A 24388-nucleotide genomic window follows, 5' to 3' on the forward strand; every position below is an offset into this window, starting at 1 on the left:
GAAAACTTCTGTCGATCTCACGTAAACATCTAGACATGTATACATAACAATCATATGGTGGCAGTTGCCGGGCAACGGCGTGCCGGGCCAACCAGGACATGGCAACGTTGTCCGATCGTTGACCAGGCACGCCGCTGCGTCGTGAGGGCTGCCGCCGGACGATCGCGCACGTTGCTCCGCTCTCCCGGAGGAGCCGTGTTGGCAACGTCCCACAGTGCGCACCGATGCTCTGCCCCGTCCCTGGGCTGCGTGTACGTCCCGCAGGCCGGTGCCATGCCTTCCCTGGTCAGCGAACACGCCCACGACGCACCCGGCGCGGCGGCGCGCGCCTGATCCACCGGCTCAGAGGAGAGAACCGCTCACCCACCATCGGAGACCGCCATGTCCCGCTCCCTGCCCAGGTTCGCCGCGCTGTCGGCGACCTCGCTGCTCGCCGCACTCGGTGTCGCGGCGCCCGCCCCTGCCGCGCCGACCGCCGCCGCACCACTGGCCGTCATCTGCAACCGCTACTGCGACGGGCGCGACGCCGCGCTCGCACCCACCGACCGGGTCCCGCTCACCGTGACCATCTACGGCCGCCAGATCAGCCTGCACTTCAACGACACCGACGCCATGTCCTGGGGCGTCATCGCCAACGGCAACCCCGGCGACCAGGTATGGCTGGACCGCTCGTTCGACGGCGGGCGCACCGTCACCGACAGCCGCCTCGGCGTGGCCACCACGCCCGGCGGCAGCCGCACCGCCCGCACCCCGATGTACAACGTCGACCAGTGGAGCACCAACGCCGTCGGCGCACTGCGGGCCTGCGGCAAGGCCGGCGACCGGCCCGAGTCGGTCTGCACCGCCTGGGCCCGCACCACCTGGAACGCGGGCAACCGGCGCACCGCCGCCGCGACCGGGCTGATGATGAGCTACCACAACGGCACCGGCCTGTTCGACACGACCGGCTGGTGGAACAGCGCCAACGCGCTCACCGCCGTCATCGACAACATCCGGATCTCGGGCATGGGCAGCTACCGCTACGCCATCGCCAACACCTACGACCGCAACGTCAACAGCCGGCTGGGCCAGTTCCGCAACGAGTACCTCGACGACACCGGCTGGTGGGCGATGGCCTGGATCTCGGCGTACGACCTGACGGGGGAGAGCCGTTATCTGGCCACCGCGCGGGTCGCCGCCGACCACATGGCCGCGTACTGGGACGGCACCTGCGGTGGCGGCATCTGGTGGAGCACGGCGCGCACCTACAAGGCGGCCATCGCCAACAGCCTCTACCTGCAGGTCAGCGCGGCACTGCACAACCGCATCCCGGGTGACACGGTCTACCTGCAGCGCGCCCAGCAGGAATGGAACTGGTTCCAGGGCACCGGAATGATCAACAGCTCGAACCTGGTGAACGACGGCATCAGCCTGTCGACCTGCCGCAACAACGGCTCGACGGTGTGGTCGTACAACCAGGGCGTGCTGCTGGCCGGCCTGGCCGAGCTGTACCGCGCGACCGGCGACGCGGCCCTGCTGACCCGGGCGCGCCAGCTCGCGAACGCCGCCACCACCACCTCGCAACTGCACTCCGGCGGCATCCTGCGGGACCCGTGCGAGAGCGGGAACTGCGGCGCCGACGGCACCTCGTTCAAGGGCGCGCACGTGCGCGGCCTCGGCCGGCTCAACGCCCTGCTGGCCGACCACCCCTACGACGCCTACCTGCGGCTGCAGGCCGACACGGCCTACACCCGCGACCGCACCGCGCTGGACACCTACGGCCTGCGCTGGGCCGGACCGGTCGACACCACCGACGCCGCCCGCCAGCACAGCGCACTCGACCTGATGAACGCCGCACCGTGACAGCCCAGGCCCTGCGCCGCAGCCGCGAACCAGAGGTGGTCTCGCCGCTGACGCCATGAACGTCCGCCCCGGGTCCCCGCTTCGCGAGCGTGCGCCGTACACGCCGCGAAGGGGACCCGGGGCGGACCCCTTCGCCGGCGGTCAGCCGACGTCGACGGGTCGTTCGAAGCAGGTCTCCAGGACGACGACGGTCTGGGTGCCGGTCACGCCGTCCACGGCGAAGATCTCCCGCAGCGTCGCCTGCAGGTCCTCGGTGGTCGCGGTGCGGATCCGCACCAGCAGCGACGCGGCTCCCGCGACGATGTGCGCCTCCTGGATGCCGGAGATGGCCGGCAGCGCGTCGCGGGTGGACGCGTCGCCCACCCACACGTTGGCGCTGACCATCACGAACGCGGACACGCCCCGGCCGACGGCCGCGGGGTCGACGTCGACGGTGGTGCGGCGGATCACCGCGCGTTCGCTTGCTTGCGATGAGCGCGGCCCGCCCGGCCGGCTGAGCTGTCAGGCGGGCCAGCGTCGGCGGTTCAGCAGCCACCATGCGGTCAAATGCTGATCACCGGCACGGTCGGGCTGTCCGGCGTGCCGACAGCGTTCAGCGTGCTCGGCAGGCCCGACGACCACGCCAAGATCGTCATCGACCCGCGTCGCGCCGAGGCGGCTCTGCGGGGCGCCTGGATCGTGGGCGGAGGATCGGGCCCGGGTGCGTGATCGACTTCACTCGCTTGCGATCAACGGAAGCCGCCCCACGCCGCGCGGCAATGGGAGACTCGGCCGTGGCGCCGAACGCGAAACGCAGTCATGTCCCCCGGGTCGGGCCGTCCCGCGGGCGGCACACCGGCGTGCCCGGCCGCGCGATCACGGTGCTGACGGGCCTGCTCACGACCATGGCAGCGATCGCCGTCGGGCTCGGCACCGCCGTGGCGGCCGACGGCAAGGCCGTCTGGACCGTCATCGTCGTCACGCTGGCCGCGGCGGTGGCAGTCGACCCGCTCCGCCGACGGTGGCAGCGCTGGCTGCTGCGGCGTGCCGATCCGCGCCGCCAGATCGCCGCCGCCCTGACCACCCAACATCTGCGCCGGATGATGGCAGACACCCCGTACGAACCACCGTCGGGCACCGCCGGGCATGTCGCCCAGGAGACGATCCGCGCGGCGTTCGACGATCCGCACGCGGTCCTGATGCTGGCGCTGCCGGACAACCGGGGCTGGGTCGACGTGGACGACCGGCCCGCGCCCGGGCCGCTGGAACGCCACGACGGGCACATCGAGCTGGTCGCGGGCGCGGGTGGGCAGGTCATCGCCTACTTCCTGCATGGCTCCGACACCGCGGCCGACCGGGCCGGCGCCGCCGGTGTGGTCGACGAACTGCGCGTGCTGATCGAACGGGCGGTCTTCCGCGCCACCGTACGCGACCAGGCCGAGCGGATAGTCCAGGAGCGGGAACGGGCCGAGCAGGCGGCCCTGGCCGAGCGGGTCCGGCTGGAACGCGATCTGCACGACGGGGTCCAGGGCCGGCTCCTGGCGCTGGCGCTCAACCTGCAGATGGCCCGCCACACCGTCGCCGACCCCGCGACCGGCGACCTGCTCAAGACCTCCGTGCAGGACCTCCGGATCGCACTGGACGACCTGCGCGGCGTGGCGGCAGGACGGGCGCCGGTCCTGCTGACCCGGCGGGGCCTCGCCGCGGCCGTCGAAGATCTGGCATCCAAGCTGCCACGCCCGGTCGAGATCGACGTCGTCGACGAGAGGTTCGCACCCGGGGTCGAAGCGGTGGCGTACTTCGCCGTGGCGGAGGCGCTGACCAACGCCGTCAAGCACGCCGAGGCGCAGCGCATGAGGGTGCGCGTCACCGCGGAGCCGACCGCGTTGCGCATCGAGGTGGCCGACGACGGCCGCGGTGGCGCGGATCCGGATGGCGCGGGCCTGCGCGGCTTGCGGACCCGCGTGGCTCTCGCCGGTGGTGCGATGCACGTCGAGGACCGGCCCGGTGGCGGCACGGCCATCCGGGTGGATCTGCCGCGTCGGCCGGGCGACCCGTCGGCGTAGGACGGTGCCGCTCAGCTCGCCAGGAAGGCGGCGACCGCGTGGTAGAACTCCTCCGGTCGGCGGCTGTGGACCAGATGTCCCGCCTCGATCGTCACCAGCTCCGCACCCGGCACCGCGGCGGCGACCAGTGCCAGCCGTTCAAGCGAGAGGTGGCTCGCGGGGCCGCCCCATACCACCAGCGTCCGGGCACGGATCGTCGTGAGCTGCCGCCACCACTCGGGCTGGGGCCGGCGCAACTGCCGCAGCGCCGACACGACAGCCCGCCGGTGGTAACCCCGCCGGAAGACGAGCAGCGCCAGGCTCTCCAGCAGGAACCGGGGTGCCAGCAGGCCGTCCTCGTCGGTGGCGTCTCGGGCCGGCACGGGCGGCTCCTCCAGGATGAGGTGACTGACCAGGTCCGGCCGCTCGTGGGCGACCAGCGACGCGACGTGTGCGCCCAGCGAGTGGCCGACCAGGGCCACCCGGTCGAGGGCGAGCGCGTCGAGCAGGCCGACGATGTCAGTGCGGTACGCGTCCAGCGGGTAGGAGACCGCGCGGGTGCTGCCGCCGTGCCCCCGCAGATCCACCGCGATGGTGCGCCAGCCCTCCGGCGCCAGCACCGATGCCAGCCGGTCCCAGGTCGCCGAGCTGCTGGCACCGCCGTGCAGCAGCACCAGCGCCGGGGCGTCGGGGCGGCCGTACTCGCGGTACCGCACGATGATGTTGCCGAGGGCCACGGTGACGACACGGGGCGCGACATCCGCCGTAAGGGGCGCAGAGACTTCGCTCACGCGCCCAACCTAGCGTCCGCGCGTGCTCTACGGGACTGCGCGCGCTGCGGATCCGTCGGCACGACCGCCAGGACTCCGTCGAGCCCGGAGGAAGGCTGCCCGAGGCAGCATCCTCAACCCGGCGGGGCTCCACCACCAGTGACCGCGGCCGCCGTGCCAGTAAAGCCGGACCAGCCAGGTGCCGTCCGGCCGACGGACCTCCAGCCGCCCGATCGACGCGAGCCGGGCGGCCGCGGCCCGTACGGAGGCGGGCCGCGGAAGCTGGGCGAGCGCGAAGGCGGGATCCTCGAAGGTGACGACGACCGGTCCTCCGGCGGACGCCTCAAGCTTGCCCGCGGTTTCGCGCCCGTACGCCGCCACCGTGAGGTCCAAGGTGCCCGACAGGCCCACCCGGGGCGCCGGCGCCTCGCGCCTACCGTCGCGCCCCATTGCCGCCGTCGCTGGTGGTGACGTCAAGCGTGCCGTTGAGCACCCACGTGGCTCTGGGTGAGTCGGCGCCGGTGCTGCGCGGGACGTGGATCTCCATGTCCCGGAAGTGGTAGGAGATACTGGCATTCCTGCCGGTCAGGAAGTCCCACATCTCCTTGCCGAAGTCGGCGAACTGAAGGTCGTCGCGAACTGCTGTGGTCATGGCCTCTTCCGTTCATGATCGTTGGGCCGGCTCTGGCTGACCCCTCACCATCGATCGTCGACCTCGGGCGGCTCTCCTGCGACCGGCGTGCCTGATTTGCGTCGATTCGTGCAGCGATTGAGCGCTCGGACCCGCGCTTCCAGGCGCAGCGCATACCATGATGATCATGACTGAGAACGTGTGGGACTACCCACGGCCGCCCCGCTGGGAACGATGCGGGCGCAGAGTCGTGGCGATGCACGCGGACCAGACGGTCTTCGACACCCAGGAGGCGATCCGGGTGCTGGAGACGTCGCACCCGCCGGTGTACTACGTGCCGCGAAGCGCGGTGCGCCCGCCGCTGCGACCGGCGGGGCGGACCAGCCACTGCGAGTTCAAGGGCGTCGCGTCCTACTGGGACCTGATCGTCGACGGCGCCGTCGTCGGCGAAGCGGCGTGGTCCTACGAGGCTCCGACCGCCGGATACGAGCCGCTGGCGGGCATGCTGGCGTTCTATCCGTCCAAGCTCGACAGATGCTCGGTCGACGGCGAGCCCGTCACACCGCAGTCCGGGGATTTCTACGGTGGCTGGATCACCGGTGAGGTGCTCGGGCCGTTCAAGGGCGGCCCGGGAACGTCCGGCTGGTGAGAGCTGCCACCGGGGCGCCCGCGCCCCGGATGGCCGACCCGCGGCGTGGCCGGACGTGAACTGAAGGCGACTGTGATCCAAAACCTTCGCGCCATGGGTTACCGCCACCGTCACCCGCGGGTATGGCCAGCCTGCGTGCCCAGCGCAGCCCCTGGGTCGTCGGCATCACCGCGGAGGATGACATGGCATTGGCAAATCACACCGCAATCCTCCCTCGGCGGGCCGCGGACGGCCGCTACGACCTGGTCGTGCTGGCCAACCGGCTCCCCGTCGACCACGCGACGGACGACGACGGCCGACCATGCTGGCGGCGCAGCCCCGGTGGACTGGTCACGGCCCTGCACCCGATCATGAAGCGCCGGGCCGGGGCCTGGATCGGCTGGCACGGCCGGTCCGGACCCGCCCCCACGCCGTTCGTCCACGACGGCATCCACCTGCACCCGATCGCGCTCACCGACGACGACGTCGCCGGCTACTACGAGGGGCAGTCCAACGCGACGATCTGGCCGCTCTACCACGACGCCGTGGAGCCGCCGTCGTTCGACCGGTCCTGGCAGGAGCACTACCGCGCGGTCAACCGCCGCTTCGCCGAGGCCGCGGCACGGGTGGCCGCGCCCGGTGCACTCGTCTGGGTGCACGACTACCACCTGCAGCTCGTTCCCGGGATGCTCCGCGACCTGCGCCCCGACCTGCGTATCGGGTTCTTCCTGCACATCCCGTTCCCGCCGGTCGAGCTGTTCTGCCAGATGCCGATGCGGGAGGAGATCATGCGCGGTCTGCTCGGCGCCGACCTCGTCGGCTTCCAGCACGCGCAGGGGACCCGCAACTTCCGGATGCTCGCGGCGGACCTGGCCGGCGCGAAGGTCACCGACGGCGGGATCTGGTACGAGGGCCGTGACGTCGTGGCCGAGACGTTCCCGATCTCCATCGACGTGGCCGAGCAGCAGCGGCTCGCGGCCGACCCCGCGGTCCGTGCCCGTGCGGCGGAGATCCGGCGGGAGCTGGGCGACCCCCGGACGGTGATGCTGGCCGTGGACCGGCTCGACTACACCAAGGGCATCGAGTGCCGGCTGCGGGCGTACGGCGAGCTGCTGGCGCAGGGGCGGCTGGACCCGGCCGAGACGGTGATGGTGCAGGTCGCGGTGCCGACCCGGCAGCAGATCGACCAGTACCAGGCGCTGCGGGAACGGGTGGAGCGCGAGGTCAGCCGGATCAACGGCGACCACGCGGGAATCGGCCGGGTGTGTGTGCACTACCTGCACCAGTCCTTCGACCGGGCCGAGCTCGCGGCGCTGTACCTGGCCGCCGACGTCATGGCGGTGACACCGCTGCGCGACGGGATGAACCTGGTCGCCAAGGAGTACGCCGCCACCCGCGCCGACGGGACGGGCGCGCTGGTGCTCAGCGAGTTCGCCGGCGCGGCCGCCGAGCTGGGGGAGGCCTGGCTGGTCAACCCGCACGACGTCGACGCGCTCAAGGACGCGTTCGCCGATGCCGCGGCTGCCGACGCCGCCGAGCAGCGCCGCAGGATGGAACCGATGCGGGCGCACCTGCGCCGCCACGACGTGAACGCGTGGGCCACCGGGTTCCTGAACCAGCTCGACCGGGCCCCGAGCGGATGCGCCTCTTCGGCCTCCCGCGCCAGGCACGTGGCGCGGGCGGGCGACGGGGCACGACCGCACCCGGTTCAGTGCGCTTGCCGGGTCGGCGGCTCTTCCTCGGCGGAGGCAAGGGGTGCCCGGTCGCGGACGAGCCACTTGGCGGCAGGGACACGGCCGATCGGCTGAGCGTGCCGCGCGGCGTCACCGATCCGGAGCTCAGGACACGTCGAGAAGCCGCCGGACCTGGACGACACCCTCTGGGGCGGCGTCCTCGGCGACGACGGCCCCGAGGGCACCCAGGCAGGTGGCCGGGGTGCCCCGCCAGCGAGAAGTCGTCGGTGGACGAGCGTTCGACGTAAGGTGAACGCCGGGCACCGGCCCTGTCGGTGCCCGGCGCAGCATGCATTGTGGCCGCTCGACGACGCTTGGGGAACCCGTTGACCGTACCTGGCATCGCCGCCTCGCCGTGGCTGCCGTTCCCGGCCGCCGGCCGTGGGGTGACGGTGTTCTGCCTGCCACATGCCGGTGGAGCTGCCCGCTCCTACTGGAGCTGGGCAAACTCCACGGCCTACCCCGGTGTGGACTTCGTTCCGGTGGAGTTGCCCGGCCGCGGCAGCCGGATCACCCAAGCGCCCGTCGCCGAACTCGAGGTGCTGACCGAACAGCTCGCCGAGGTGGTGGACGGCTACGCCGTCGAAACGGGCCGCCCGTATGCGCTGTTCGGGCACAGCATGGGCGGCCTGCTGGCCTACCACCTGGCCGGCCGTCTCGCGGCGTCCGCCCGCCCCGGGCCGGTCTGCGTCTTCGTCTCCGGCTGCCGGCCGCCGAACCGGCAGTCCGCCGTCGATCTGCGCGGTCTCGACGACGGCGCGCTGGTGGCGACGCTGGTGCGCCTCGGCGGGCTGACGGCGGAGATGGCCGCGGAGACCGAGCTGATGGCGATGGTCCTCCCCGCGTTGCGGGCCGACCTGGCCCTGTTCGCCGGCTACCGGCCGCCTGCGGCTCCGCTCGCGATTCCGATCATCGCGCTGGCGGGGACCGGGGATCCGCTGGCCGCACCGGATGATCAAAAGGGCTGGCAGGCCCACACCAGCCGGGGCCTGCTCCGGCGGGTGTTCGGCGGCGGCCACTTCTTCCTGCACGACGAGCCCGACCCGGTGCTGCGGGAGATCGCGCGGGTGGTGGCGACGGCAGCCGCCGTACAGAGCTGCCGCTGATCCGATCACCGCGGCACTTTGCCGCCTACACTGAACCCGTGTCGATCAGGGCCGTACGCGGCGCCACCCAGCTTGAGGTCGACGAGCGCGAGCACCTGCTGGAGCGGGTAGCCGAGCTCGTCAAGGAAGTGCTGCACGCCAACGACCTCGCCGACGAGGACTTCGTGAGCGCGATCTTCACCGCGACCCCGGACATCCACTCGGAGTTCCCGGCGTACGCGGCCCGCCAGATGGGGATGGCCGACGTGCCGCTGATCTGCGCACAGGAGCTGGACATCGCGGGCGCCATGCCCCGGGTCGTCCGCCTGATGGCGCATGTCGAGACCGACCTGGCCCGCGACGAGATCACCCACGTGTACCTGCACGGCGCGGCGATGCTGCGGCGGGATCTCACCCACGTGTACGCCAAGTCCGACGACGCGGTTTAGGCGCCCGTCGGCGGTCGGGGACGACGGAAGCCGGGCCGCGGCCCGGCTTCCGTGTCGGTGCAACCGCCTGAATCAGCTGACGCGTCGTGCCCCGACGACCAGCGAGCCGCCCATCGAGGGCAGCAGCCGGGCCAGTGACCTGCTCTGCAGCCAACGGCCGGTCGGCAACTGCCAGCCGACGTAGTTGGACCGGAGCGCGGCCGGGGCGAATCCCGTGTTGCGCAGCAGCCGGCGCAGCGACGAAGCGGTGAAGGGCCGGATGTGCAGGCGCAGGTACGGGTGCTCGCAGTCGACCTGGCGTGGCGATCGGCCGAGCAGGAAACGCAGCCTGTCCTGCAGCGTGGCGAGGTTCGGGGTGGTGAGCACCACGATCCCGCCCGGTTTCAGCACCCGGTGCAGTTCGCGCAGCACCGCCGGCGGCGCGACCAGGTGCTCGATGAGCTCGCCGAGGACGATGGCGCTGAGCGAGCCCGTGCCGAAGGGCAGCGGGCGTTCGACGTCGAGCTGCACGCCGCCGCCGGCGGGGACCGCGTCGGCGCTGATGTCGGCGGAGATCGGGAACCGGGCGGCGGGCAGCCGGTCCAGCAGCGTGTGGCCACCGGCGCCGATCTCCAGCACGGGTCCGGGCGGGCAGGCTGCCAGCATGGTGTGGAGCAGGCGGCGGGCGGCGTCGCGGCGAACCGCGTGGTAGGGGTCGCCCACGTACGCGGTGACGTGTCGGCCGTCGGCGTAGACCGCCACGTTCGCCTCGACGAAAGCCCTGCTCAGCAGGTTGGTGTCGGCCGCGGCAGGTGCCGGGCCTTGCCGGGTCAGCAGGGCCGTCATGGCGTCAGCGCGCCTGTCGACATCCGGGCCAGCAGGTCGCGGACGATCGTGACGGTGTCTTCGGCGTCGAACCGGATGCGGGGGCGGGCGGCCGGTGCGACGTCGAGGGCGCCCAGGCTGAGGTCGCTGGCGTGCTCGCGCAGCCTGCCCAGCACCACGGTCACCGATTCCGGGCTGCGGGTCAGCGAGGCGTGGAAATGGCCGGCCGGCAGCTCGTAGTATTCGCCGCTGCTGCGGATGTCGGCGTGGCCGGCGGTGATGCGAACCCGGCGGGCCGAGGTCAGGATCTCGTCGTGGCCGTCTGCCGACCGGATCTCGTATACCCGCAGCGGGCCTTCGGGGTCGTCGTCGACCTGGTAGGTCTGGTTCAGGATGGAGCCGCTGAGCAGGAAGCTGAGCAGGTCCCAACTGTGGCAGTGGACGGCCGAGGTGGTCCGGGTCGCGACGTCGGCATCCGACCAGACGTGCACGCAGACCCCGACGTCGGACTGGTCGCGGCTCAGCGGCAGGCAGATGAAACCCAGTGGGTGCCGTACGGCGCGCAGCTCGGAGCGTCCGTGGGCGATGTCCTGCAGGCCTCCGGCGAGAAGGAGGTCCAGGACGTCGTGTGCGGAGCGGTTTCGGATGGCCCGCTCCAGGCCCGAATGGTTCATAGACTGACATCTCCTCATAGGGCGGGGCGATTCCGCGCGCTCCGCATGATTCACTTCGCTCAGAACAGCGGCGCGTCCAGGTCGAGCTGCGTCACCTGGGGGATGTGGGCGGCCAGCTCGCCAGCCTCAAATCGGGACATACCAACGATATGCCAAAAATCGCCGGAATGTCCTTGTTTGCCTTTGTGTCGACCGTCGGGGGTGAACGCCACCCATTCGGCGTCACGCATACCGATCAAGGTGGCCACGGGGGTGACCGCGCCGTCCTCGACCGACCACAGCAAGGTCGTGCCGTCGCTGCTGCTACTGGCCATGAGCCCGCCGTCGGGGGAGAAGGCCACCGACCACACCCGGTTCAGGTGCACGGCGAGCTTCTGGCGGTGTGATCCGTCTGCGGCGTCCCAGATGTCGATGATCCCGCTGTCGCCGGCCGTGGCCAGGATCGCGCCCCCGGGGTGGTAGGCCACCGACCACAGCCGCCCCTGCCCGGGCTCGATCACCTTCTTGACCGTCTGGGTCTCCAGATCCCAGATCAGCACCGTCTCGTCGGTGCTGGCCGAGGCGAGTTCCGCGTGGTGCGGGTGGAACGCCAGGGCGTACACCCGGCCGGTGTGCCGCGACAGCACGGCCTTCGTGGTGCCCCGTTCCCAGTCCCACAGGCGGATCGCGGAATCGTCGCCCGCGGCGGCCAGCCGCCTGCCGTCCGGGCTGAACGCCAGCGCGCGTACGCGCCCCCGGTGCTCGCCCAGCGTGATGAAGGTGCGGCCGGTCTTGCGGTAGAGCACCTGGATCGTGTTCTCGTCGGTAGCCGCGGCGATCATTGTGCCGTCCGGATTGAACACCGCGGCCCACACGTCGTCGGTCGCGATCTCGAGGTGCCGGCCCTCCTCGCCGGTCTCGGTGTCCCACAGCAGCACCCGGCCGTCGTTGGTCGCCGTCGCCAGCACCGAGGTCTCGGCGCTGAACACCGCGGAGATGAGGCGGTCGAGGGGGCGCCGGATCTCCCGCAGCAGCCGCCCGGTACGGGGATTCCACAGCCGGACCCGGCCGTCGTTGCTCGTGGTGGCGAGCATGGCGCCGTCGTTGCTGAACGTCACGCTCCACACGCTGCGGTTGTGGCCGGTGATCGTGGACACGAGATTGCCGCTGACCGTGTTCCATACCTTCGTGGTGAAGTCGTTGCTGCTGGTGACGAGCCGCTCCCCGTCCGGCCGGAACATCATCGGCCACACCGAGGCATGGTGGCGGGTCAGTTCATAGTGGATGGAGCGCGGCTCGGCCTCCCACAGCCGCACCGCGCCCTCGCTGTCGCCGGAGGCGAAGTACTTGCCGGCGGGGCTGAACGTGATGCGGTACACCGAACCCTCGTGCCGGTCGAGCGGGCGCGGCGTCGACGAGGCGCTCAGATCCCAGCTCAGCACGGTGCCCTTGGTGTCCGCGCTGACGATCCCGCCACCGGTGGAGTCGAAGTCGAACGCGTAGATGGATCCGGTGTGCCCCACCAGTTCGTGGGTCAGCTCGCCGCTGTCCGGATTCCACACCCGCAGCACGCCGTCGTCGCCACCGCCGGCCAGCAGCATGCTGTCCCGGTCGAACCGCAGCCAGTACAGGATGCTGTTGTTGGTGTTGAGCTCATGGCGGACCGTGCCGGTCTCCAGGTCCCAGATCCGGCCGCCGCCGCCTTCGTCGCCGACGGCCAGCAGCCGGTTCGAGGCGTGGAAGGTCGCCGTCCAGATAGGCGCCCGGTGGTCGCGCAGCGTGGCCCGCAGGCTGCCGTCCGCCACGCTCCAGATCCGCATCGTGCCCTCGTCGTCGCCGGCGGCGAGCAGCGAACCGTCCGTGCTGAACAGCATCGGCCACACCCAGCCGGAGGATCCGGTCAGCACGTGCGTGCACTCGCCGGTGTCGGCGTTCCACAACCGTACGGTGCGGTCCAGCGAACCGGTCGCCAGCACCGGCTCCGTGGGGCTGTACATGACGGCGTAGGTGCGCTGCTCGTGGCCGACGAGCGACCGCAGCGGCTGGGACGACTCGGCGTCGCAGACCAGCACCGTGCCGTCCTCGTTGCCGATGGCCAGCAGGCCGCCGTCGGCGTCGAAGGCCACCGGTCGCGGCAGCCGGCCCTCCTGGAACCCGAACAGCACGCCGACCGTGGCCGGCATGGTCGCGTTCTCCACCCGCTGGCCGGGGATGACCGCGGCCCCCGCCTGCTGCGCCGCGTCCAGCAGAGGCTGCTCGGCGAGCACGTTGACCAGCGCGGCGCGCCGCCACCGGGTGTCCTGCGCCGAGGCCGAGGCCAGCTGGGCGCGGATGAACCTGGCCCGCGCCAGCCGGGCGCCGTCCAGGCGCGCGCCGGTCAGCGTGGTCTCGACCAGGCTCGCCCCGGTCAGGTCGGCGCCGGTCAGGTCCGCGCCGGTCAGGTCCGCGCGGTCGAGCACGGCGCCGGCCAGGTTGGCCCGGCACAGGGTGGCCCCGCTCAGATCGGCCTCGGACAGCTGCGCGCCCGCGAGGTCGGCCTCGGTCAGGTCGATGCCGTGCCAGGATCGCAGCGTCAGATCCTGGCCGCTGAGCACCGCGCCGCGCATGTCGGACTGCGGGTACGAGCTCAGCCGCGCGCTGATGCGGCTGGCGTTGGAGCGGGCGGCGTCGGTCGCGCCGGCGTCGCGGCGCACCCGCTGGATCCATTCCTGGCACAGCCGCGGATCGGCCAGGCCGGCCACGAAGTCGATGGTGAGCAGCGACAGCGGTTTCCACTCCAGCAGCTTGGGCAGCGCGTGGTCCGGATCGTGGTGCAGCAGGTCGGCGATGTGCCGCGCGATCAGCCACTCCATCACCGAGCCGTGGATGAAGCCGAACAGGCCCTCGTCGGTGCGCCACAGCAGCGAGCCCGCGCCGACCGCGTGCGCGATCTGCTCCGCGGACAGGTGCCCGGCAGCGAGCCCGGTGAGGGTCCGGGCCACGTCGCCCAGCTCGTCGAGCCCGATCAGCGCCTCGTCGCTCTCCCACATCCGGATCGCGAGGCGGGTCACGGCGACCCAGAGGTCGTCGAGGCCGAGACCCACCGGGACCCCGGCGATGTCCTGGGTGCGGGCCTCCTCGTGGCGCAGCCAGGAGTTGAGGATGTGCCCGTAGAGAGCGGCGGCGCTGACCGTGCCGCGCGCCGCGACGACCGCGCGCAGCTGGTCCTCGTCGAGGTCGGCGATGAAACCGAGCATGCGGGGGTTGCGGGCGAGGTTGACCAGGTCGCCGATCTGGCCGAGCAGGTCCAGGCGGCGCTGGGCGGCCTGCGCGTCACCGCCGTAGCGCTGTACGAGCAGGCTGCGGATCTGCTCGGGGGACAGGTCCTCCACGCTGAGGATGCGCCGCTGCGGCAGGCCGCGGGCGTCGCCGATCGCGCTGAGCACCTGCGCGTGCGTCTGGAAGTGCTGGGTGCGGCTGGCCACCACGATCTTGGCCTGGCCCTCCGCGGCGGCCAGCAGCCGCTGCAGGTGCTCCGCGGCCCGCGCGTAGGTCGCGCGGGCGACGAGCTCGTCGAACCCGTCGAAGATCAGCACGATCCGCCCGTGGCTGAGCATGTAGCGGAAGGCCTTGAGGTCGATCTCGTCGTGGCGGTGGTTGGCCAGGTGCGCCGCGACCAGTCCCTCGATGGTGTGCGCCTTGTCGAGCGTGCGCAGCTCGATGAAGATCGGCGTCAGCCGCGGCAGCACCTCGGGGATCCGGCGGGCGAGCTCGCGCAGCGCGAACGTCTTGCCCCGGCCGAAGTCGCCAAGCAGCAGCAGGAAGCGGCCGTCGTCGGTGTCGAGCGTGCGCAGCATCTCCTTGACCAGGTCCTCGCGGACCGGGCGGTTCACCGCGCCGAGGTCGGTGTAGCGCTGCGGCACGTAACCGGCGGGCGGGTAGATGCGGTCGGTGCGCAGCTGCTCGGTCTGCGCCGCGACATAACTGCCGAGGTTGAGCAGCCCCTGGAACTGGGTGAAACTGCGCAGCCGGACGCCGCGCCGCATGGCGTAGTCGCGCAGCGTCGCCGGCGGCTCGAAGACGCCGCTCTGGTAGACCAGTTCCGAATCGATCTCGGGGTCGGCGGCGTGCACCCGGGCCAGGAACGCGTCGACGTCGGGCTGGTCGAACCGCCCCGCGCAGGCGCCGATCCGGAACTGGCGGGTGACGTCGCCGTCGGAATAGGTGACCCGCAGGTACGGCGGCTGCCCGTCGATACGCTGCACGACGGCCCCGGCATGCCGGGCGACGCAGACGTCGACGATCGAGTCCAGCAGCGTGCGACGCGCGTCCAGGCCGTGCGGCGGCGCGCTGCCGCGGTCCTCGGGCACGCTCGGCGCGTTCCCGTTGTGCCAGGTCGAGCTCGGTGCGGCCGGGGCGATCGCCGGCGGGTGGCCGGCCGAGCGCGGGAATGTGGCATGGGTGTCGGCCCAGGCGCGTTGCTGCCAGGCCGCAGGGCCGGCCATCCAGCGCTCGCGGGCCGTGTCGTACAGGCAGGCGACCCGCCGGAACCCGTCCTCGTGCACCCGCAGCAGCTGTGCGGTGTTGCGGTGGGCGGGCGGCCTGCCGGCCGCGGGCGCCGCCGGGCTGCCGGCGCCGAGCACGGGCAGCCCGGAGCGGGACTCCGCGGCGTCGTCGCCGTGCCCGTGGACCAGCAGGTTGAGGCCCCGGCCCAGGCGCTCGTCGAGATTCGCCGCGTCGCGCAGGTCCTCCTCGGGGCTGCCCGCCCGGCCCAGCGGGTGGTGGTGCACCATGCCCACGCGCAGCCAACCGCGGTGGCGATACCGCTCCATCTGGTCGGCGAACCACTCGGCCTGCTGCTCGCCGACCCAGCCGAAGCGCTCGGTCTGCCGGTGGCTGTCCTTGATGGTGGAGTTGAGGCCCGCCACGACGACCTTGAGCGGGGCGATCTCGAACAGGCTCCACGGCTGCTCAGCCTCGATGCGGACCTTGGCGCCCTGCTCCGGCCAGGACTGGAAGAGTTTCGTGAAGTGCCGCCACTTCGGCCAGTACGGCTCGACCGGCTCCATCTCGTCGGCGTCGCAGTCGGCGAAGTAGGCACGGCACGCCGCGAGGTTGACCTCGTGGTTGCCCGGCACCACGGCCACCCGGTCGAAGCCGATGCCGAGGTGGCGGGTGAGGCCCTCCAGGAACTCACGTGCCACGTCGAACTCGGCCGGCATGCCGCCGATGGTCAGGCCCCCGCTGACCAGGACCAGGTCGATCTTCGGCCCGAAGTCGCCGTTGTTGAGCTGGGTGTCGACGCAGCCGCAGAGGTCGTCCAGGACCTGCCGCCAGGGGCTGCTGTGTTCGGCGCCGAAGACCTTGCCGGGGCCGAGCATCAGGTCGGACAGGTGCAGGATGGTCAGGCCGTGCTCGGCGAGCAGCTCGTCGGGGGTGATGCCGAGGGCGCGGGCGAGGATCACCACCTCGTCGAGGGGCACCTTCGCCCGGCTGCCGGATTCGATCTTGGCGATGGTGCCCCGGGTGAGCGAACTCATGCCCAGGCGGGCGCACTCGTCGGCCAGCTTCTGCGCCGACCAGCCGCGCTCATGGCGTAGCTGGCGGATGCGGCTGCCGACGGTGCGGGCATCGACGTGACTGTCCACCGGGGCCTCCTCGTGGCCGATGCCGGAGCCGAACCTATAGGAGAGCATCCATCGGAGCACAACGCCATAGCTGAGGGAAAGTTGCTCCGATCATCCATTCGAGTGTGTCTCCAAGGCGGGGGAGCAGTGGATCGTGAACGGAGCAATCGCGGTCGTGACCGGAGCGCTGCTCGATCCAGGGCGGAGCGATCTTCCCGGACATCCGCCGTGGTGACGCGAAGTGTTGAGAATGTTACGGATATGGTGGGTCGTCGGGCACACTGGCGAGATGGACCGATCCGTCGACCGCTATCGATCAAACCCGTTGCTCGACTTCTTCATCAGCTACTCGCCGATGGACGAGGCATGGGCGGTCTGGATCGCCTGGGAACTGGAGGTCGCCGGCTACCGGGTCATGCTGCAGGCGTGGGACTTCGTCGCCGGCTCCAACTTCATCGAGTTCATGGACCGCGGCGTCAGCCAGTCCGGCGCCGTGATCGCGGTGCTGTCGGAGAACTACCTGCGCTCCCGGTACGGGCGGATGGAATGGCAGGCGGCGCTGCGCTCCTCGCCCGACGCCCCGGAACAGCGGCTCATCACCGTCCGGATCGAGGAGTGCCGCCTGGTCGGGCTGCTGGCCACGATCACCTTCGTGGACCTGGCCTCGGCGACCGACCGCGCGCAGGCCCGCCGGCTGCTGCTCGACCGGATCGGGCACGCCGTGCACGGCCGCGCCAAACCCGAGGTCGAGCCGGCCTTCCCTCCGCACCGGCCCGCGGCCGGGGCAGCCGGCACGGCCCGCGTCGAAGGTCCCGCGGACACGCGCCGGCGACACCCGCGGGGGCTCGCCGCCGACCAGGTGCCGTTCCCGCCGGCGGACCTTGAGTCACGGCGCTGCACCGTGCTGCACGTGGCCGGTCCCGGCTACGAGAAGGCCCACGTCGGCACCGGGGCCGGCGCCCGCGACGCGGACGACCTGGTCCGGGCTCTCGCCGACGGTGCCGGGCAGCCGAGACCCGACATCGTCGCGATCTCGGGCAGCCTCACCAACACCGGCAGCATCCGCGAGTTCGACGAGGCACGCGCCTTCGTCACCGGGCTGCGCGCCGGACTCGGCCTGCCCGCGCACCGGATCGCCGTGGTGCCGGGCCCGCGTGATGTCACCTGGGCGGCGTCGCAGGCGTACTTCGACAACTGCGAGGCCGACCAGGTCGAGCCGGAACCGCCGTACTGGCCCAAGTGGCGCCATTATCGGCGGTTCTTCTCCGACGTCTACTCCAGCGTCGAAGGCGCCGATTTCGTCGCCGGTCAGCCCTGGAGCCTGTTCTCGATTCCCGATCTGCGGATCGTCGTGGCCGGACTCAATTCGACGATCGCCGAGAGCCATCGGGCTTCTGATCATTACGGCTGGCTCGGCGTTCACCAGACGCGATGGTTCGCCGAGGAGATGAGCGAATTCGGGGCCGACAACTGGCTGCGGATCGGGCTGATCAGCCAGCCGCCGCAGCAGCTGCGCGACGAGGCCCGGGTGCGGCGCATGCTGGCTGACTCCTTCTCCGTCGTGTTGCACGGGTCGGAGGACCGGTTCGGCGACGAACAGCTCACCCGTCCGCGGCCGACCGTCTGGAAAGCGGCCGCGGCGGCCTCGCCCGGCCGGGCGCAATTGGTCTCGGTGCGGATCTCGCCCGACGAGGGCGGGGTCGAGATCGAGGATTCGACAATGCTGGGCGCCCCGTTCGGGCAATGACATCTCGACAGCCGATCACGGTCTCTTATAGACTCGCGAAACGCTGTCACTTCAGCTACCAGCGACGACGCATGTCCGACGGGTGGAGCAGCTTGTGACATACCTGATCGAGATCCCTGTCGACAGCGGCGGGCGGATGCTCGTCCAGCCCGCCAAGGCGATGATCGCGCGCGAGCCCGAACTCGCCGCGACCGGACCGTCCTCGATCGTCCGGGTGGCCGAGTCCCTCGAGAAGAGCCTGGCCAGACTGAAACCCGCGCTGGCCGCGCTGCACGCCAATCTGGTCGCACCCGGGGCGGCCGAAGTCTCCGTCGAGTTCGGCATCCTGCTCGGAGTCGAATCCGACCTGGTGGTGGCCTCGGGCAAGAGCGAGGTCCACTTCACCGTCCACGTGACGTGGCCGGGCACCCGCCCGGCGGCCACCGCAGACCAGGCGTGACCCTTGGCCGTCACCATGCGGCCGGAAACCTTCGTCGTCGCCGTCCTCAACCGCGCCGGACGCGCGGTCGGCTGCGGTGTCCTGCTCGGGCCGCGCCAGATCGTCACCTGCGCGCACGTGGTCAATGCGGCGCTGGGCCGGCCCGCGAACGCGCAGGACCGGCCAGAGGGTCCGATCACCGTCGAGTTCCCCTTGCTGCGCCCCACCGGACGGCAGGCGGTGCGCCACTTCGAGGCGGTGCTCGACGTGTGGCATCCGCCCGCCGAGCGCGGCACCGACGGAGAGGACCTGGCCGGACTGATCCTGCAGGAGGACCCGGCCGCGGTCGGCGCGCTGCCCGGCCGGCTGGCGGCGGCCCATCCCGCCCCGGGCGACCAGGTCCGCCTCTTCGGCTACCCGGGCGTGCCCCCGCGGCCGGACGGCGGCTGGGTCACCACCACCGTCCGCGGCCTCGTCGGCGGCCAGCGCATCCAGCTGGACTCCCCGCTCGACTCCGCGCTGCGGGTGCAGCCCGGATACTCGGGCACGCCGCTGTGCGACGAGGCCACCGGGGCGGTGGACGGCCTGCTGGTCGCGGCCGCGCCCGGGCAGGACGACAACCGGGACAGCTACGCGATCAACATCGACCGGATCAGGCACGCCTGGCCGCAGCTGTTCGACACCTCCGGCGGTCGCGTGCCGCATCCGCGCTCCGGCGGCGAGGCGCACCGCAACAACGACCAGATCACCGTGCTGCACCTGTCGGACGCCAGGTTCGGCGAGGACAGCCTGTTCGGCGGCAACGGCGGCGCCAACCGCCGCGACCACGAGGACAGCCTGTTCGGGCAACTGCACGACGACCTCGACCAGCTGCGTGACGAGCGCGGCATCGCGCCGGACCTGATCGTCGTCACCGGGGACCTCGCCGAGCAGGGCCGCCCCAGTGAGCTGGCCAGAGCGATGGAGTTCATCGGGGCCGCGGCCGAGAAGGCCGGCGTGCCGCGCCGGCACGTGGCGATCGTGCCCGGCAACCACGACATCAGCCGGCTGGCCTGCCAGGCCTACTTCGCCGAGCAGGCCAGCGCCGAGCGGGAACCGCACCGGCCGTACACCCCGAAGTGGCGCTTCTTCAAAGAGGCGTTCGAGGAGTTCTACGCCGGCGAAGCCGACTTCGCGTTCCCACCCGAAGAGCAGTGGACCCTGTTCGAAATGCCGGAGCTGCGGCTGGTCGTCGCGGGGATGAACTCGACGATGGCGGAAAGCCACCTCGACTCCGACCACCACGGACTGGTCACCGAACGGCAGTTGCGCTGGTTCGCCCAGCGCCTGCGGGGGTACCGCAACCAGGGCTGGCTGCGCCTGGGCGCCGTCCACCACAACGTGCCCCGGGCGGCCGCGGACGACACGGAGAACCTGCGCGACGCGGCCGCGCTCGACCGGATCCTCGGCCACGCCCACCTGCTCAACGTCCTGCTGCACGGGCACGGCCACAGCGGACGGCCGCTCCGGCTCGCCTCCGGGCTGCTGACCCTGTCGACCGGGAGCGCCGCGGTCGACGTCGCCGACCGCCTCGCCGAGGTGCCCAACCAGTATCAGCTCATCACCCTGCGACCCGGTGAGCTGACCCGGTACGCGCGCCAGTACGTCACCGGCCGCCGGCGCTGGATGGGTGACCCCCGCGTCAGCTCCACCGGCTTCGACACCTGGGCGAGCGAGCCGCACGAGCTGGTGGGGTGCCAGGTCACGTTCAGCGCCGCCGAGCCCGACACCGGCTCCGTCGAGGCCGACGCGCACACCGCGGCAGACGGTGCCGACCCGCTCGTGCCCGCGCCGCGCACACCCACCGACAGCAGCCTGTTCGCCCAGGTCATCCGCGCGCTGCGGGCGCGGTTCCCGCACGCCCAGATCGAGGACCGGCCGGACGCGGGCTACCTGCGGGTCACCAATCCCGTCCCCGACGGCGGCGGGGTCCAGGTCTGGCCGGTCGGCATCGTCAACGGCACCGCCGACCAGGCCGCCGTCGACGCCTTCATCGCCGACGTCCACTCGCAGTTCGAGTTCAACCGGCCGATGATCCTGTCCGAGCTGGTCCACACCGGGCCGCCCGTCTCGCGGTCCCTGACGGCGGCCGCCCGCCGCCGGGGGGTGTGGCTGCGCAGTTTCATCGAGTTCCAGGGGCTCATCGACCTGCGAGAACTGGTCGAGCGGCAGACCGCGCGGCTGGCCAACGACCAGGTGGACTCGCCCGCCTTCTACATCCCGCAGCGGTACCGGCTGCTGACCTCCCGCGACCAGGGCGTCCGCGACGACCTCGCCGGCGCGATCACCACCTGGCTCGGCGCCAAGAACGCCCGGTTGATCATCGTCCTCGGCGACTTCGGACGCGGCAAGACCGCGCTGCTGCGCCAGCTCGCCCGTGCCCTGCCCGACGAGCTGCCGGACCTGCTGCCGATCCTGGTGGAACTGCGGCACCTCAACCGGCGCAACACCATCGACGAGCTGCTGGCCCAGTTCCTCATCGAGAACAACGTCGAGGACATCACCGCCACCCGGATCCACTACATGGTGGCCAGCGGCCGCCTGGCGCTGCTGTTCGACGGATTCGACGAGCTGGAACAGCGGGTGGGCTACGACAACGCCGCGGAGTACCTGCAGCGCCTGCTGGATTCGGTGACCGAGGACGCCAAGCTCGTCCTCACCAGCCGGACCCAGCATTTCCAGTCGACCGAGCAGGTCCGCACCGCCTTCGGCGCCCGGGTCGCGAACCTGCCCGGCAGCCGCATCGTCTCGCTGGAGCCCTTCAGCCAGCAGCAGATCATGGCGTACCTGGAGCACCTCTACGGCGGGGACACCGCCGCCGCCCGCACCCGCTTCCAGCTCCTCGACGAGGTCAAAGACCTGCTGCAATTGGCGCAGAACCCGCGGATGCTGGCTTTCATCGTCGAGCTGGACGAGCGCCGGCTCAGGGAGGTGCAGCGTCGCGAGGGCCGGCTGAGCGCCGCCGAACTCTACCGCGAGCTGATCGACTTCTGGCTCGGCGTCGAGCACGAGCGCGAGCAGGACGCGGTCCTGCGGCGCTTCGACAAGTCCCGCCGTGACGCCTGCGACCTGCTCGCCAGCCGGCTGTGGTCGTCGGGCCGGACCGGGGTGGGCGCCGACGAGCTCGCGGAGGTGGCCACGATGCTGACCGCGCTCACCGACCTGCGGATCCGGACCTCCCACGTGGCCCACGCGATCGGGACGGGCAGCCTGCTCGTGCGCACCGACGACGGCCAGTTCAGCTTCGTGCACCAGTCGGTGATGGAGTGGTTGGTCGCGGACATGGCCGCGGGGGCGCTGCGCCGCTACCAGGCGCCGTCCGGTCTGCTGGACAACCAGGCCTCGGACCTGATGATCGACTTCTTCGTGGACCTCGCCGGCCCGCAGGTGGCCTCGGACTGGGCCCGCCGGAGCCTCGGCGACCCGCAGGCCTCCGAGGTCGCCAAGCAGAACGCGCTCAAGGTGCACAACCGCACCGCCGCACTGCTCGGCAACCCGCCGACCGAGCAGCATCTGGTGGGCGTGGACCTGCGCGGGCAGGACCTCACCGGCCGCGACCTGAGCCAGGCTGATCTGCGGGAGGCGAATCTGCGCGGGATGAGACTGCTGCGGGTCGATCTCGCCGGGGCCAACCTGGACGGCGCAGACCTCACCGGGGTGCGCTTCATCGGCGGCAGCCTGCATGCCGCCCGGCTGGCCGACAGCCGTTGGGAGATGGCCGCGATCCTCGGCGACGTGGGCCTGGACGTGGCCGCGCATCCGCACCTGCGCGACGTGGCGCTGCCCGGCCGGGATCCGGCCGAGGTGCAGATCGCCTCCGGCGGTGCCGCCGCGGCCGTGGCCGTCTCACCCGACGGCCGGTTCCTCGCCGTCGCGCGGATGAACACCGTGGAGTTCGTCGACCGCGCGTCCGGCCGTACGCTGCGCAACTTCACCGGCCACGCCGGTTTCGTCTCGGCGGTCGCGTTCTCACCCGACGGCCGCAAGCTCGCCAGCGTGGCCGACGACCGTACGGCCCGACTGTGGGACGTGTTCGGTGACGAGGGGCCGCTGGTGCTGCGCGGGCACGACGCCATCGTGACGGCCGTGGCCTACTCCCCGGACGGCCGGCTGCTGGCCACGGGCTCGCATGACCGCACCGTGTACCTCTGGGAGACCGGCACCGGTGCGGTTCGGGCCACCATCGCCGGGCACGGCCGGCCGATCAGCGGCGTCGCCTTCTCCCCGGACGGCCGGCTGCTGGCGACCGCGTCCCACGACCGCACGGCACGGATCTGGCACCTCGGCAGCGGCCGGACCGTGCACGTGCTCAAGGGCCACTCCGGGCTCGTCACCGCGGTGGCCTTCGCCCCGGCGGGCAATCGCATCGTGACGGCGTCGCAGGACCGCACCGCGCGGCTCTGGGACGTCAGTTCCGGCACGTCGCGACTGACCCTGGTCGGCCACACCGACGCGGTGAGCGCGGTGGCGTTCCATCCCACCGGTCGCACGGTCGCGACCGCCTCCTACGACGCGACGGTGCAGGTCTGGGACGCGGCCTCGGGCCAGCGCCAGTCCACGCTGGTGGCGCACACGGGCGCGGTGAAATCGCTCGCCCTCACCCGCGACGGCGCGCTGCTGGTCAGCGCATCGGCCGACCAGACGGTGCGGGTCTGGGACCTGCCGACGGGCCAGGTCCGCTCGACGGTCTCGGCGACGGCCGACTCACTGTCCGGGGTGGCGTTCACCGCCGACGGCCGGACGCTGCTGACCGTGTCGCGTGACGGGCCGGCCCGCACCTGGGACGTGGCCACCGGCCGCCTGCGCAGCACGTTCGCCGGGCACGCGGCGCGGGCGGCTTCGGCGGCGTTCGCACCGGCCGGCGACCGGCTGGCAGTCGGCATGCCCGATCACCGCGTGCAGGTGTGGGACGTCAACGGGGGCAGCGGCAACACCGCGCGGCAGGAGCTGCGTGGCCATTCCGGCACCGTCACGGCCGCGGCCTTCTCCACCGACGGCACCATGCTGGCCACCGCCTCCGACGACCACACGGCACGCGTCTGGTTCCTGGGCGGCGCGGCGGCGCCGCTCTCCCTGGACCACCACGGCGCGGTGACCGCGATCGCCTTCGCGGCCGACTCCACGCGGGTGGCGACGGCGGCCGACGACCGGTCGGTGCGGGTGTGGGACGTCGCGACGGGTCAGCCGACCGCCACCATGCCCGGTCACACCGGCTTCATCACCGCGGTCGCCTTCTCCTCCGACGGAACGAAGCTGGCCACCGCCTCCTATGACGACACCGCCCGGATCTGGGACGCCGTCACCGGAACGGTGGTCCACCTCCTCAAGGGCCACACCGGACCGGTCACGGCGGTGTCCTTCTGCGGTGACGGCCGCCGCGTCGCCACCGCCTCCCACGACAAGACGGCCCGGATCTGGGACGTCCGAACCGGCGAGGTGCTGGCCGAACTCGCCGGCCACACCGGCTTCGTGACCGGCGTCGCGTTCTCCCCGGACGGCAGCCTGCTGGCCACGGTGTCCGCCGACCGCACCGCCCGGATCTGGGACGTCGCCACGGGCGCCGAGCGGGCGGCACTGCTCGGACTGCGCGACGACGACTACGCCGTGCTGCTGCCGAACGGCTCCTACAAGCTCGACGGCGACCCCCGGGACACGCTGTGGTGGAGCCTGCGGCTGTGCCGGTTCGAGCCGGGCGAACTCGACGACTACGTGCCCTCGCTCCGCCGGCTCGAGGCCGACGAGGTGATCATCGACGTCGTCCGGCGCACGTCCGGCGGCAGAAGGTCGCGATCAGGACCGCGGCCGACGAGCGAGTAGCCGCCCCTAATCGTCCTGTGCGGGTCCACCGAATAACCATTGCGGCCGTCTTTTCGTGTATCCCTTTCGGCTGTCCTGTCGTGCCGACTCGGGTTCTCAGACCGGCTCGGCAGTGTGTACGGACAGAAAGCGCCTCCGCCGC

Annotated in this window: 15 protein-coding genes and 1 pseudogene; 10 read left to right on the forward strand and 6 right to left on the reverse strand. The window is 71.8% G+C overall.

The window, feature by feature from the left end; all coding sequences use genetic code 11:
• Positions 1-381: 381 nt before the first annotated feature.
• Positions 382-1842, forward strand: a complete 1461-nt coding sequence (locus tag F6W97_RS00905) for a glycoside hydrolase family 76 protein (protein ID WP_155368158.1) — start codon at positions 382-384, stop codon at positions 1840-1842.
• A 141-nt stretch (positions 1843-1983) separates the two neighbouring features.
• Here F6W97_RS00905 and F6W97_RS00910 read toward each other — a convergent pair.
• Positions 1984-2301: pseudogene (locus F6W97_RS00910) on the reverse strand (Lrp/AsnC family transcriptional regulator); the annotation flags it as partial.
• A gap of 87 nt (positions 2302-2388) precedes the next feature.
• Here F6W97_RS00910 and F6W97_RS39945 point away from each other — a divergent pair.
• Both F6W97_RS39945 and F6W97_RS00915 read left to right on the forward strand, forming a co-directional pair.
• A complete protein-coding gene (locus tag F6W97_RS39945) occupies positions 2389-2550 on the forward strand; it encodes a hypothetical protein (protein WP_196278973.1) in 162 nt (53 codons plus the stop codon).
• A gap of 65 nt (positions 2551-2615) precedes the next feature.
• Positions 2616-3887, forward strand: a complete 1272-nt coding sequence (locus tag F6W97_RS00915) for a sensor histidine kinase (protein WP_196278917.1) — start codon at positions 2616-2618, stop codon at positions 3885-3887.
• Between the two features lie 11 nt (positions 3888-3898).
• On the opposite strand, the gene F6W97_RS00920 is transcribed toward F6W97_RS00915, so the two are convergent.
• Both F6W97_RS00920 and F6W97_RS00925 read right to left on the reverse strand, forming a co-directional pair.
• Complete coding sequence (locus F6W97_RS00920; RefSeq protein ID WP_155368162.1) at positions 3899-4657, reverse strand: alpha/beta fold hydrolase; 759 nt, start codon at positions 4655-4657, stop codon at positions 3899-3901.
• Positions 4658-5069: 412 nt separating this feature from the next.
• Positions 5070-5288, reverse strand: a complete 219-nt coding sequence (locus tag F6W97_RS00925; RefSeq protein ID WP_155368164.1) for a hypothetical protein — start codon at positions 5286-5288, stop codon at positions 5070-5072.
• Between the two features lie 166 nt (positions 5289-5454).
• On the opposite strand from F6W97_RS00925, the gene F6W97_RS00930 reads away from it, so the two are divergent.
• From F6W97_RS00930 to aroH, 4 genes are all read left to right on the forward strand, one after another.
• Complete coding sequence (locus F6W97_RS00930) at positions 5455-5916, forward strand: DUF427 domain-containing protein (protein WP_230686298.1); 462 nt, start codon at positions 5455-5457, stop codon at positions 5914-5916.
• A gap of 182 nt (positions 5917-6098) precedes the next feature.
• Positions 6099-7703, forward strand: coding sequence for an alpha,alpha-trehalose-phosphate synthase (UDP-forming) (locus tag F6W97_RS00935; protein WP_155368168.1), 1605 nt, complete (start codon positions 6099-6101; stop codon positions 7701-7703).
• 251 nt (positions 7704-7954) lie between these two features.
• Positions 7955-8734, forward strand: coding sequence for a thioesterase II family protein (locus tag F6W97_RS00940; protein WP_196278918.1), 780 nt, complete (start codon positions 7955-7957; stop codon positions 8732-8734).
• A 38-nt stretch (positions 8735-8772) separates the two neighbouring features.
• Complete coding sequence (aroH, locus tag F6W97_RS00945; protein WP_155368172.1) at positions 8773-9162, forward strand: chorismate mutase; 390 nt, start codon at positions 8773-8775, stop codon at positions 9160-9162.
• Between the two features lie 72 nt (positions 9163-9234).
• Here aroH and F6W97_RS00950 read toward each other — a convergent pair whose 3' ends face one another.
• From F6W97_RS00950 to F6W97_RS00960, 3 genes are read right to left on the reverse strand one after another with little or no spacing between them, the layout of a single operon-like run.
• Positions 9235-9987 (reverse strand): class I SAM-dependent methyltransferase, encoded by a 753-nt coding sequence (locus F6W97_RS00950; protein ID WP_155368174.1) that lies wholly within the window; start codon positions 9985-9987, stop codon positions 9235-9237.
• Positions 9984-10640 (reverse strand): hypothetical protein, encoded by a 657-nt coding sequence (locus tag F6W97_RS00955; RefSeq protein WP_155368176.1) that lies wholly within the window; start codon positions 10638-10640, stop codon positions 9984-9986. Before F6W97_RS00955 ends, F6W97_RS00950 begins: the two co-directional genes overlap by 4 nt.
• 59 nt (positions 10641-10699) lie before the next feature.
• Positions 10700-16294 carry a WD40 domain-containing protein gene (locus F6W97_RS00960; protein WP_155368178.1) on the reverse strand — a complete coding sequence of 1865 codons (5595 nt, stop codon included), beginning with the start codon at positions 16292-16294 and terminating at the stop codon, positions 10700-10702.
• 220 nt (positions 16295-16514) lie between these two features.
• On the opposite strand from F6W97_RS00960, the gene F6W97_RS00965 reads away from it, so the two are divergent.
• The 3 genes from F6W97_RS00965 (at position 16515) to F6W97_RS00975 (ending at position 24246) form a co-directional block, all read left to right on the forward strand.
• Positions 16515-17972: a TIR domain-containing protein gene (locus F6W97_RS00965; protein ID WP_196278919.1), complete on the forward strand. Its 1458-nt coding sequence runs from the start codon at positions 16515-16517 to the stop codon at positions 17970-17972.
• 94 nt (positions 17973-18066) lie between these two features.
• The gene (locus F6W97_RS00970; protein ID WP_155368181.1) at positions 18067-18411 is read left to right on the forward strand and encodes a CU044_2847 family protein; all 345 of its coding nucleotides are present in this window, start codon (positions 18067-18069) and stop codon (positions 18409-18411) included.
• 3 nt (positions 18412-18414) lie between these two features.
• Positions 18415-24246, forward strand: a complete 5832-nt coding sequence (locus tag F6W97_RS00975; protein WP_155368183.1) for an NACHT domain-containing protein — start codon at positions 18415-18417, stop codon at positions 24244-24246.
• The last annotated feature ends 142 nt before the right edge of the window (positions 24247-24388 follow it).

The organism is Catellatospora vulcania (genome assembly GCF_009720385.1).
GTDB lineage: Bacteria > Actinomycetota > Actinomycetes > Mycobacteriales > Micromonosporaceae > Catellatospora > Catellatospora vulcania.